The sequence below is a fragment of the Streptomyces yangpuensis genome (assembly GCF_001005295.1).
GTDB classification, from domain to species: domain Bacteria; phylum Actinomycetota; class Actinomycetes; order Streptomycetales; family Streptomycetaceae; genus Streptomyces; species Streptomyces yangpuensis.
This window is the reverse complement of record NZ_LBMK01000003.1, coordinates 927630-939695: the sequence shown is the minus strand read 5'-3', so window position 1 is coordinate 939695 and position 12066 is coordinate 927630. Positions and strand designations below refer to the sequence as shown.

Below are 12066 nucleotides of genomic sequence, written 5' to 3'. Positions count from 1 at the left end.
GTCCCTCGGGGCACCGGACGCCGCGGAGCCCGCCCCCTCCGGGCAGCCGGGGCCGACACCGCTCAGCCCGCCCCGTGCGCGCCCGGTGGGGCGTTCACCTCGAATTCGCACCAGACGCACTTGCCGCCGCCCCGCGGTTCCACGCCCCACGCGTCCGCGAGCTGATCCACCAGCATCAGGCCGCGCCCCGACACCGCCCAGTCCCCCGCCTCGCGCCGCCGCGGCAGGGCGCTGCTGGAGTCCTCCACCTCGACACGGATCCGCCCCTGCGGCGTGATCCGCATGCTGATGTGGCCGCCGCCCTCCGTGTGGACCAGGGCGTTCGTCATCAGTTCGTCCGCCGCCAGTTCGATCTCGTCGGCCCGCTCCCTCGCGCCCCAGGCGGCTACCGCCGCCCGGATGAGGTGCCGGGCCAGGGCCGGAGCCTCGGCGTCCCCCGGTTCCAGACGCTGGTGCAGCGGCCCGCCGCCGCGCCCGGTCGGCGTACCGCGGCGGCGCAGGACGAGCAGGGCCATGTCGTCCCCGCCGCCCGAGTCCCCGACCAGGTCGCACAGGACGTCGGCGAGTTCCTCGACGTCCGCGGGGCCGGTGTGGATCGTCGCCATGAGTTCGCGCATGCCCGTGTCGGGGTCCTCACCGGGTCGTTCGATCAGCCCGTCCGTGCACAGCACCAGGGTGTCGCCGGGGTGGAGTTCCACGCTGGTGACGGGGTAGCCGGAGTCCGGCGCCGAGGACGGTTCGCGGGGCGGCAGCCCGAGCGGCAGGCCGCCCGCGACCTGGATGCGGTGGCAGCTGCCGTCGCCGCGCCGCACGACCGGGTCGAGATGGCCGGCGCGGACCAGCTGGAGCATCCCGCTGGTCAGGTCGACCTCGGCGTACGTACAGGTGGCGAAGCGTTCCGTCTCCAGTTCCCGCAGGAACGCGGAGGCCCGGGCCATCGCCGCGCCGGGCGTGTGCCCCTCGACGACGTAGGCGCGCATCACGATGCGCAGCTGTCCCATGACGGCGGCCGCGTCCGTGTCGTGGCCCTCGACGTCGCCGATCATCACGCCGACCCGGCCGCCGCCGAGCGGGACCACGTCGTACCAGTCGCCGCCGATGTCCCTGCCCATCCGGGCGGAGCGGTACCGTACGGCGATCAGCGCGCCCGGCACCGTGGGGATCCGGCGCGGCAGCATGGCCCGCTGGAGGCCGTCGGCGAGGTCGTGCTCCTGTTCGAAGAGGATGGCGCGCTGGAGGCTCTGGGCGACTCCGCTGCCGAGTGCCATCAGCAGGTTGCGTTCCTCGGCGGTGAAGTCGCCCTCCCGCTTGTAGAGCAGCCCGAGGGCGCCGACGGGCCGGCCCTGGGCGATCAGCGGCAGGTAGACCCCGCTGTGGACGGGCAGCGGCTCGATGTAGGGCCACAGTTCCGGGTAGGACTGCTGGAACTCCTGGCGCGAGAGGATGAAGACCGGCTGCATGGTGCGCACGGCGACGCTCATCGGGAACTGCGCGTCGATCCGGGTGTATTCGATCTCGGGGACGTACGTACCGAGCTGGCCCTCCGCGACGAGGTGGATGCGCCCTCCGTCGACGACGCCCAGCATCACGCTGACGGCGCCGAGGTGCCCGAGTGCCTGCGGGTCCTTGAGGACGTCGGTCACGTCGTTGACGGTGCGGGCGTGGGCGAGGATGGCGGTGGTCCGCTCGACGACGCCGGTCATCCGGCGGCGCCCCTCGTCCTGTTCCCCGGCGGCTCCGGGCTCGCCCGGGTCGTGGGCGGCGTCGCGCAGGATGCCGATGACGCGGTACGGCCGGCCCGCCGGGTCCCGCAGGATGTGGCCCTGGACGTGGATCCACGCGGGCGACCCGTCGCGGCGGCGGCTGCGGACGTAGGCCCCGTAGTGGCTGCGGCCGTCCTTGATGGCCTGGGCGACCCGGGAGTCGAGCCGGGCCTCCTCGGCGGGCGCGATGCGCGAGCGGAGCCCGGCGGGGGTGCCGCTGTACTCCTCCGGGCGCAGGTCGAGGACCTCGAGGGCGGTGGGATCCAGGTGCATCCGCCCGCTGTCGAGGTCCCAGTCGAACGTGCCCATGCGGTTGAGCGCAAGGCTCGTGTCCGGCCGCGCCGGCCAGCCGACCTCGGGAACGTCTCCCCTACGGGCCATGCTGCCAGCCTCTCACTGTCCCCGGCCGGTGTCCCTGCGGGACGGCCGGCGGCGGGGGTGCCGCGGGCGGGGACACGGCACTGTGCGGCCCGTCGCGCGGGCCGCACAGTGTGTGGTGTTCGTATCAGTGGTGCTGCTCGTGTCAGCAGCCGTGGCCCTTGCCTCCGCCACGGTAGTCGTCGTCGTCATCGTCGTACCAGCCGTGGTGGTGGCCGCCCTTGTCATGGTCCCAACCGCCGCCGCTCACGTACGTGACGGACTGGGTGGGGGTGGCCGCCGAGGCGGTACCTGCGGCCCCCAGGGCACCGCCGGCCATCAGAACGCCGATGGCGGACACCGCGAAGAGACGCTTGACTCTCGTTGCTCGCATGGTTGAGAACCCTTCTCGTTGCTATTGCACGAAAATTTGTTCTTCCTCCTCAGCAGAGGACGCACAAGGCTGTACCTGTGGCAGTACAGATGTGAGTGCGCACATCCCCCGTCAACACGGCCTCGATCGGGCCGCGGACCTCGTGGGCCGGTGCGATATGCCGCACGCCTCGCGCTCTGGCGTTCCACCGCGGGCAAAGAGTTCCAGTCCCGCGATGGCCACAGTGGCCTACGGATGATATTAGTCACCGCCTCGTCGATCGGCATCTCGGGCACCGGCCGGGACTCCCCCTCGCGTCCGCACCATTCGTGTGAACCTCGGCAGGCTGCGCGCCCTCGCGAAGCGGCCGAAGACGCAGCAGGAACCGGCGCGCGAGCTCTGGGCCACCGGTGACACGGCGGTTCCCCGTCAAGTTCAGCGTGTTGAGTCTTCTTCTCCTTGGGACGATGCTCGCTCAGGTGGATTGTCGAGGGGGGAGCTCTGTCGATGTGATGGGGAATGGATGTCCTCCTCGGGGAAATGCGACCGTCAGTGGACGTTGAGTTTGTTTCTGGTAGTGGCCTCGTCCTGGCTGGGGTGAGGAACCCTGGCCCCGGTTGGTGTCCGACGTGCGGCCACCGACTACGCCAAGGGGAACTACAACCCCTCTGACTTCGGCATGACGGCCTTCGACATGCTCACGGTGGGATGCTCGCTGAGGGCCGACGCGTCCGGACGAGCTCTGCTCGCCTATGTCCCCTAGGACATCAGGGAAATTGCCCTTGCTGAGCCGACGCGGCGATCGCTGGCCCCGGCGCAATGAGCAACGAACAACTACTGGCGAGCATCGATGAGATCCGTGAGACCGGGTACGCCGTCGGGCACCAGGAGTGTCTGCCCGGATGGGACTCGGTCGCGGTCCCGGCTCTCCGTGGCAACACACCCTTGGCGTCTTCCTGTGGCTGAGGCCCGCGGATGAGGGGGCGGGCGACGTCACTGACCACGTCGATTCCGTCCGCAGGGCCGCGCAACTCCCGGCTCTCACGACCTGACTGGGCACCACTACTGGGCCGTACGTCATAGAGCCCAGCCACGCCCGGTCGGTCTGTCGGTACTCCTTGACGATGTGAGCGCCGGTGTCCGAGGGCTCTCAGGACGTGGGGCGCTTAGCGTCCGCCGCTCGGCCAGCCTTCCGGTTCAGCCAGGGCGCGAAGACCACGGCGGCGAAGAACGTACCCGCCGCGCTGAGGACCGCGACCACGACCGGGAGCGTCGGAGGCAGCAGGATTACGTACAGCGGCGAACCGGGGACCACGAGCCCCCAGACGGCGAACGAGACGCAGGCCATGAGCGTCTCGGCCACCGGCATTCCCTCCTTCCCGGCGTCATTGTCATTGTCAGGCTTGGCGTGCGGTGACGTAGCGGCGTCGTCGCTTCTATTGGGCGGCAGGGGCCCGCCGCGGCTCCCCACCTCTTCCTTGCGCTGAACCCCGGTGAACACGTACGTGACGTTGAGCGCCAGCGCGGTCGCCAGGATGCAGCCGCAGTAGAGCCCCCAGCGCAGGGGCACGTAGGACGCCGCGTCGTCGTCCTCGAGCACGCCGGACAGCACACCCAGCACCGATGTGTACAGCACGATTACCTCGGTGGGCAGCGCCGCGACGAGGGCGTCCGAGGTGAGCTGACCGGCAGCCGCCTCTGTTTCCGTTGGCCCGCTTGCCGCCGCCCAGGCCCTCGCTTCGCCGGGCCTGTCAGCGGGGCCCGGGGAACGCCGACGGTGAGCCCTGACGGCGAGTGATCCGATACTCATGGCTGCTCCTCCCGAGGAGACTCGTCAGAGCGTCACCTGATTCTGGAGCCCGGCGTTGGTCAGACAGGAGTGCAGATCCTGGATGTACTGGTGGTCGAAGTACCGCGGTGTCGTTCCTGCTCCTCCGACGAAGTGACCGAGCACCGAGTCATGGTGAGGACCGGCGGTGACCATCGCCATACTTCCGGAGTCGCCCCGCTGAAGCCGGCCTGACGGACCGAACTGCCAAACGTTCAGCCATTGGCGTTGCGCGTCACCGAGTTGGTTCAGCGCTCCGTTTACCGTTCCGTCCTGTCGGGTCGACGGCCCGCCGAAGACGGCTACTTCCATCGGCACGTACGGCGGTTTCGGAGTCGGGGTGGCCCCTGAGTGGACGAGGCTCAACACGGTGTCGTTTGGATCATCCAGTACGACCACGGCGTAGTCATATCCGCCGGAGCTTCCGGCGCCCAGCGGGTCATGCCAGTCGACGACCGTGCCGGTCACCCACTTTGGGCCTCCGGGGCCAGTGGCGCGGACGTCAACCTGCACCTTGCCGCTGACGAGATGGCCAGCTGTGATGAAGGCCGGTCTGCCGCCGACCGTACAGGTAACGCCGACGGTGGCGCTGGACACGGGGCTGCTGACCGACACAACATCGGTCGGGTTCACCTGGCAGGCGGGCACCGGGCGGCCTGTCAGATCGATCAAGGTGGCGTCCGGGACCCGCCAGGACTCCAGTTGACGCAGGAGCCGCGTGTCCCGCCGGGCGTCCCGCAGATCAGACAGCGAATAGCGGCCTGGGGGAAAGCCGAGGCCGTCGGCTCGCACTTCGTCGTGACTCGCCACAACGAGGGGGTGAACCCAATGCTCGTACCGCCCCGGCAATGGGTCGCCCGACTTCTCGTGCGCCTTCGCCCGAGAGGGCGTCCATTCCTCGGACGTGTCCGGAGCGCTTCCCACCCCCCAGACCAGCTGATGGGTGGAGGGACTGATGGAATCGAGATAGCGCCTGTACTCCCCGAGCAGCCGCTGCACCGTTCGAACCAGCTCTTGGTTGGTCTCGTCGCTCCACCACATCGGGACACCTCCCGCACGCAGGGTTCATGGTCAGATTGAGGCCGCACGCCCCCACGCACGACTGATGTTGGACCATTCGGGTGACGCTGGCCCGCGTCGACCAACCGGACCACCCCGCCGATCGGAGGCGACGCGATGGCGTGCCGCTCGCTCGGCACCGGAGCCTCCATCCATATGGCTGGACACCTGCGCGAGTAGGGCCCGGACGCGCTCGTCGCCGGGGTTGACCCGAAAGCCTACGAGGATGGTGGCGTTCCGCGTCTTCGAGAGCCCGCACGCCCAGAAGCTGCGCCCGGTGTGATGGTCGCCGCCCGCCTGGCGGTGGGCGCGGCCGGCGACTCGCTCGCCCGCCGCGCCCGGAGCTGACCGGCGCTCGGCGCTCGGCACCCGGCTACCGGTTCCCGCCGTCGCCGCTGCCGCCTCCGTCCTCGCGGGGCTGTTCGGCCGTACGGGCCGGTTCCGGCTCCGACTGCTGCTGCGGCGCGACCGGTGACGGCGGAGCCGCGGACCTGGTCGGCAGCGAAGGCAGGCGGTCCGTCGGCCGCGTCCGAGTCGGCAGCGGGGGCGTACGGTCGGCCGGCGGCAGCGAACGCAGCTCAGAGGGCGACGGTGACGGCCGGGGCGAGAGCGATGCCGCCGGGGACCCCGAGGGGGAGCCCGACGGCGACGGAGGTTCCGACGGGTACCCCGAGGGCGACTTGACCGGGGACGGCGATACCGACGGTGTCGGCGAACCCGAGGGGGACGCCGTCGGCGAGGTCGTGGGTGAGAGCGTCGGCGAGGGCGTCGGCGAGACCGACGGGGTTCCCGAGGGCGACTTCGACGGAGACGGGGACGGGGACGGGGACGGGGACGGGGACGGGGTCAGCGAACCGGACGGGGTCGGGGAACCCGACGGCGACTTCGAGGGCGTGGGCGAACCCGGAGGTGACGTGGACGGCGACTTCGTCGGCGGCGTCGTCGGCGGCTTCGAGCCCGTGTGCGTGGGCGACTTCGTCAGCGGTCCGGGCGGCTTCGGCCCGGTGTGCGTCGGCAGGGTGGTCGGCGTGGTCGGCGGCGTGGGAATCACGGGCGGCGGGATCGGACGGTCGGGCCTGCGGTCCTGCTGGTACCCCTTGTCACGCTCGAACCAGTGCCGGTTCTGGTGGTCGTAGATCACGATCTTCTTCACCGGCTGCACGGCCGGTGCGATGACGACCACCTTGGCCGGCTGGTAGGAGGGCCACGTCTGTCCGTAGCGCTTCGGGGCGGCCTTGAGCGGAACCGGCGGACCGAGCGGGTTCCCACAGGCGCAGCGCACCCGTGGCACGCCCCGGTCGTCCACGAGCACGGCCGTTCCGGCCTGCAGCACGGCCTGGTAGCTGGTGACCTTGCCGTCCTGGAAGCCGTGGTTGGTGACCCGGGTGTCCAGCCGCAGCTGCACCGGGGTGAGCGAGCGCAGGTAGGTGGGGACGGCCGCCGGCCGGATGCCGAGCGTCGTGGCGAAGGCCTCGTTCTTGGCCGGCTCCGCGGCCAGCACCCTGATCTGCTTCTCGACGTCGCAGCTCGCGACGTCCTGGGTGCCGCCGTACACGCCCGGGGCGGAGCCGCTGACGCTCCTGGTGCCGGTGGCGGTGCCCTGGGTGGTGGGGGCGGCACCGGTCGCGGTGGGGGACGGCGCCGGACTCTCCGGCGGCGGCGCGTCCTCCTTCACCACGGTGGACTCGGTGAAGGGGTCGGGGCCGGCTGCGGCGGCCGGCTGGAGGAACACCTCTGCCCCGGCGCTGGGAGTACCCGTGGGCCGGGTGAACACCACCGCCAGGGCGACGACCGCCACCACCGCGACGAGCGCGGTGGCGAGCCGTGGAACGGACCGCCACCAAGGTTCCTTGCCCGGCCCCGGACCGCCGGGACCGGCGGGCCCGCCCGGCGGCCCCGAGGGCGGCCCGGTCGGCGGCGGGGGCGGCGGCACCTGCTGTCCGCCCGACAGCGGCCCGGACGGCGGCCCGGTGGGTCGCTCTGACGACGGCTGCCCGCCGGAGGGATGTGTGCTCACGGGCTCTTCTTCCCAGGAGGAGGCAGTTACCCCATCGGACCATTGTGTGCGCCGTCCGGGTGGTGGCCGCAAGCCGGGAGTGCCACCGTTGCAGGGTGAGCCAGACACCGAGATCGTCATCGTCCGGGGGCTCCGCGAGGGCCTGGCGCGACGCCCTCGTCACCGTCGTCGCGGGCTTCGCGGCGATGACCGCGGTCGCCGCGGCCGGCCTGGCGTGCGCGGGCGCGGGCGGCCTCCCCGAGGGGGCGTTCCCGCACGTGCTGGCGGCGATCGTCGTGATGGCGGCCGGCGGCACGGTCGAGATGTCCGGCGACGCCGGTCTCCTGGCCGACGCGAACGCGAACCTGTCCGTGCTCCCGCTCTCGGTGAGCCTGGCGGGCGCCCTCGCGGCCGGCTTCTGTTTCCTGCGCCCGCTGCGCAACCGGGCCGTGGCCGGGCCCCGTGAACTCCTGGGCCGGATCGTGCCGTTGCTCGTGCTGTGGCTGCTCGCCCTGGTCGGTGCCGCGCTCGTGGCCCGGCAGGAGTTCGGCATCTTGGTGGGCGACTCCCCCCTCGGGGAGATCGGCGAACTCCTCGACTCCTCGCCGAAGATCGGCTTCCGTGCCGACCTGCCCGCCACGCTCCTGTTCGGACTGGTGTGGATCCTGGGCCTGTTGCTGATCGCCCTGCTGGTGTCGCGCCGCGCCCCGCTCCCGGCCGGGCTGGTCCGCTTCCACACGGCGGTGCGGCCGGCCGCCTTCGCCACGGCCGCACTGCTCCTCGCCTACGTCGCGATCGGCGTCGTCGTCGGCCTGGTGGTGGCCGCGACCCAGGGCCACCCCGACCGGACCCTCGCGGTCGTCCTGCTCGGACTGCCGAACCTCGTCTGGGTCGCGCTCACCCTGGGCTTCGGCGGAGCCTGGGAGGCCCGGGTCGAAGGAGCCTTCGGGCTGCCGATGCCACCCCTGCTGGACGAAGTGCTGCGCGATGCCGACGGGGCCCCGGTCGACGTGGCGACGTTCGCCGCGCGGGACCCGCGGGCGTGGTGGCTGGTGGCGGTGGCCGTCGTCCTGCTGCTCGGTACGGGCGTACTGGCGGCCGTACGGTCCCCCGCGCACGTCCGGCCCTGGCAGCACGCGCTCCACCTGGGCGCGGCCCTGGCCCTGGCCACCCTCGCGGTCTGCCTGCTGGCCCGGGTCCACGCCGTGTACGGACTGTCCCTCCTGGGCATCGGCGAGGTGGACGCCCTCGGCGGGGAGGTCCTGCTGGACCCCGTGCTGTGGCGGACGGTCGGCCTCGGCCTGCTGTGGGGTGCGGTGGCCGGCTTCGTCGGCGGTGTTCTGGCCCGCCCGTTGCACCGGCGCGGGCGGGTCGACGAACCCGCCCCCGCGCCGCACGCCTGACCGGGCCGACCGCTCCGACCGCGCCGGGCTGTGGGCGGGCTGATCCGGCCGACCGGGCATCCGCAGGAGTCCTAGACCCCCCTCATTCCGTTCCGGGGTCGTGCGTGTCCACGATCCGGGTCGCGGTGGCCTCCCGGTCGCGCCTGCCCGCCTGCGGGCCTGCGGGCGGCGCATCCGGGCCCGCGTCGGCCCCGCCGTCCGGCTCCGCCGGCGGCGACATGGGCCCGTGGGCGGTCCCCGGCCCCTCGGTCACCGCGTAGGTGGCAAGGCGGGTCCCGTCGCCGTACATCCACCGCCCCGAACCCTCGTCGTAGAGCCAGACCGATTCCCCGTCGACCACCACGCCCGCCCGCAGCCCGCGCAGAGCCCGGCGGAAGCCGTCGGTGTCGGCCCGGCCGGAGGCGAGTTCGTCCACGGCGTGCCGGTAGCGGGCCAGGGCCTCGGCGCCGCGCTCGAGGAGCGGCCTCGGATCCTCGGCGCGTACCGACGGCCGCTCCCCCGTGGTCGGCGGCGGCTGCGGGACCGCGACGAGCAGCCGCCCGTCGACCCAGGCGCTCCATCCGTTGGCGCACAGGACCTCCCCCCACTCCCCGCGCCGGGACAGCAGCTGTACGGGCAGGAAGGCGTCCAGGGCCGCGGTCGGCCGGGAGACGTCGGGGGCCTCCCAGGCGGACAGCCCCGGCGGCGGCACCACATGGGTGGGCCGGAAGTCCGCCACGGCGATCCCGGGATCCATCGAGCTGCTCATGAGGCCTACTTCCGCATGATGGCGGGCTCGTGCCGGCGCAGCAGCCTCGCGACCAGCACCCCGAAGAGGACGGACAGGACCACCAGCATGCCCAGGTTCAGCAGCCACACCCCGGGGGTGTGGGCGAACAGCGGGTCGTCGGCGAGGGTGCCGGGCACGATCGCGCCCAGGTCGATGGTGCCCGCCATCGCGCCGAGGGCCCAGCGCGAGGGGACCAGCCAGGCCAGCTGTTCGATCACCGGCACACCGTCCAGTTGCAGGAGCGCGCCGCAGAACACCACCTGCACGATGGCGAGGAGGACCAGCAGCGGCATGGTGACCTCCTCCTTGCGGACCAGTGCGGAGACCAGCAGCCCGAGCATCATGGCGGTGAACGCCAGGAGCGCCACCGCGATGGTGATCTCGAGGAGCGGGTTCATGATCACGCCGTGGCCGCCCGGGGCGTTGAGGTCCACGCCGTAGAGGGCGACCAGGGTCAGTACGACCGCCTGGGCGACGGTGACGGCGCCCAGCACCACGACCTTCGACATCAGATAGGCGGAGCGTGACAGCCCCACCGCCCGCTCCCGCCGGTAGATGACCCGTTCCTTGACCAGTTCGCGCACGGCGTTCGCGGCGCCGGTGAGGACGGCGCCGACGGACAGGATGAGCAGGGCGTTGATCGCGGTCTCCTGGGTGAGCTTGCTGCCGGCCAGGGCGCGGGCCATCGCGCCCATGACGAAGGGCAGCGCGATCATGATGGCGAGGAAGGTCCGGTCCGCGGCGAGTGCGGCGGCGTAGCGGCGGACGAGGGTGGACAGCTGCGAGCCCCAGCTCTGCGCCTTGGGCCGCGGGGGGACGGCGTCGGCCCCGGTGGCGGCTCCGGCCGCCCTGCGTTCGCCGCCGTGCCACGGCTGGAGGGCCCCGCCCCGGACGTACGTGCGGTGGGCCGTCGAGGCGGCGTACTCCCCGGCCCAGTCGCGGTCGCGCTGGTTCTCGAAGGCCTCGAAGGCCTCGGGCCACTGGGAGGCGCCGAAGAAGCCGAGGGTCTCGGCCGGGGGCCCGTAGTAGGCGATGCGCCCGCCCGGGGCGAGGACCAGCAGCCGGTCGCAGACGTCGAGGCTGAGGACGCTGTGGGTGACCACGATGACGGTGCGGCCGTCGTCGGCGAGGCGGCGCAGCATGTGCATCACCGAACGGTCCATCCCCGGGTCGAGGCCGGACGTGGGCTCGTCGAGGAAGAGCAGGGAGGGTTTGGTGAGCAGTTCCAGGGCGACGGAGACGCGTTTGCGCTGGCCGCCGGAGAGGCTGTGGATGGGCTGGGCGGCGCGCTGTTCGAGGCCGAGTTCGCCGATCACCTCGTCGACCCGCCGCTGCCGTTCGGGCTTGGCGGTGTCCTGGGGGAAGCGGAGTTCGGCGGCGTAGGTGAGGGCGCGCCGGACGGTGAGCTGGGAGTGCAGGATGTCGTCCTGGGGCACGAGTCCGATGCGGCTGCGCAGTTCGGCGTAGTCGCGGTAGAGGTCGCGGCCGTCGTAGAGGACGGTGCCCCGGTCGGCGGGGCGCAGGCCGGTGAGGGCGCCGAGCAGGGTGGACTTGCCGGCTCCGCTGGGGCCGATGACGGCCAGCAGGCATTTGGCGCCCACGGGGAAGGACACCTGGTCGAGGAGGGTCTTGCGGCCGCGGTCGACGGCGACGGTGAGGCCCTGGACGTCGAGGGTGACCTCGCCGGTGTCCTCGTACTCCTGGAGCCGGTCGCCGACGAGGCAGAAGACCAGGTGGCCGATGCCGACGAGGTCCCCCTCGGCGAGGGGGGCCGCGCCCACGACGGGGGTGCCGTTGAGGTAGGTGCCGTTGTGGCTGCCGAGGTCTGCGATCTCGTAGCCGCCGTCGGGGAGGGCCCGCAGTTCGGCGTGCCGGCGCGATACGTCGAGTTCGTCGATGACGAGGTCGTTGTCGGTGGCGCGGCCGATGCGCATGGCGGTACGGGCGGGCAGTGGGAGGACGGCGCTCGGCCGGCGGAAGGTGGTGGTCATCGACGGGTTGGAGACCCGGGCCGGTCCGGCCGCGGCCGCCGCGGGACCGGGTGAGGGAGAGGGAGAGGGGCTTGGGGCGGTGAGGACGGCCCGGGGGCCGTCCTGCGCGTCGCCGAAGCGCAGTTCGCTGCCGGCGCCGACGCTCCACTCGTGGACGCGGTGGCCGTCGGCCCAGGTGCCGTTGGTGCTGTCCTCGTCCTCGACCGTCCAGTGGTCGCCGTCGGGGCGCAGGAGCGCGTGGTGCCAGGAGACGCGGGCGTCCTCGAAGCAGATCTCGCAGAGCGGGTCCCGGCCGACGTGGTACGTCCGGCCCGGGCTCATCGGGGTGGAGCCCGTGTCGGTCTCCAGGACGAGCTCGGGCGCGGTCGGCACACCGGGGCGCTGGACCATGAACAGATTTTCCCACGATCGCACCAGCCCGGCAGCGGTCCGATAAAACCGCAGGTCAGAGGCCTCTTATGGGTAATGACAACGGTCCCCGTTGCAGCCTTTGCCGATCTCGCCGCGGTGCGCTTCACTTCACGCGA

The 12066-nt window shown here is 72.2% G+C and carries 7 protein-coding genes and 2 pseudogenes; 2 read left to right on the top strand and 7 right to left on the bottom strand.

Annotation, left to right across the window (positions count from 1 at the left end):
* Positions 1–62: 62 nt before the first annotated feature.
* The gene (locus AAT21_RS19465) at positions 63–2144 is read right to left on the bottom strand and encodes a SpoIIE family protein phosphatase (RefSeq protein WP_079025813.1); all 2082 of its coding nucleotides are present in this window, start codon (positions 2142–2144) and stop codon (positions 63–65) included.
* 142 nt (positions 2145–2286) lie between these two features.
* On the bottom strand, positions 2287–2514 hold the full coding sequence (locus AAT21_RS19460; protein ID WP_046778072.1) for a hypothetical protein: 228 nt from the start codon (positions 2512–2514) through the stop codon (positions 2287–2289).
* Between the two features lie 310 nt (positions 2515–2824).
* Between AAT21_RS19460 and AAT21_RS39150 the strand changes: the two are divergent.
* Positions 2825–2914, top strand: a pseudogene (locus AAT21_RS39150) (DNA alkylation repair protein); the annotation flags it as partial.
* A gap of 729 nt (positions 2915–3643) precedes the next feature.
* On the opposite strand, the gene AAT21_RS19455 reads toward AAT21_RS39150, so the two are convergent.
* The 3 genes and pseudogenes from AAT21_RS19455 to AAT21_RS19445 form a co-directional block, all read right to left on the bottom strand.
* Entirely contained in the window at positions 3644–4303 is a 660-nt protein-coding gene (locus tag AAT21_RS19455; RefSeq protein WP_046778071.1) for a hypothetical protein, read from the bottom strand.
* Between the two features lie 24 nt (positions 4304–4327).
* Positions 4328–5362 carry a chymotrypsin family serine protease gene (locus tag AAT21_RS19450; RefSeq protein WP_046778070.1) on the bottom strand — a complete coding sequence of 345 codons (1035 nt, stop codon included), beginning with the start codon at positions 5360–5362 and terminating at the stop codon, positions 4328–4330.
* A 793-nt stretch (positions 5363–6155) separates the two neighbouring features.
* A pseudogene (locus AAT21_RS19445) lies at positions 6156–7397 on the bottom strand (DUF6777 domain-containing protein); the annotation flags it as partial.
* Positions 7398–7492: 95 nt separating this feature from the next.
* Between AAT21_RS19445 and AAT21_RS19440 the strand changes: the two are divergent.
* The gene (locus AAT21_RS19440; protein ID WP_046778069.1) at positions 7493–8779 is read left to right on the top strand and encodes a streptophobe family protein; all 1287 of its coding nucleotides are present in this window, start codon (positions 7493–7495) and stop codon (positions 8777–8779) included.
* A gap of 82 nt (positions 8780–8861) precedes the next feature.
* On the opposite strand, the gene AAT21_RS19435 is transcribed toward AAT21_RS19440, so the two are convergent.
* Positions 8862–9527 (bottom strand): SH3 domain-containing protein, encoded by a 666-nt coding sequence (locus AAT21_RS19435; RefSeq protein WP_063838120.1) that lies wholly within the window; start codon positions 9525–9527, stop codon positions 8862–8864.
* 5 nt (positions 9528–9532) lie between these two features.
* Entirely contained in the window at positions 9533–11929 is a 2397-nt protein-coding gene (locus AAT21_RS19430) for an FHA domain-containing protein (RefSeq protein WP_046778068.1), read from the bottom strand.
* Between the last annotated feature and the right edge of the window lie 137 nt (positions 11930–12066).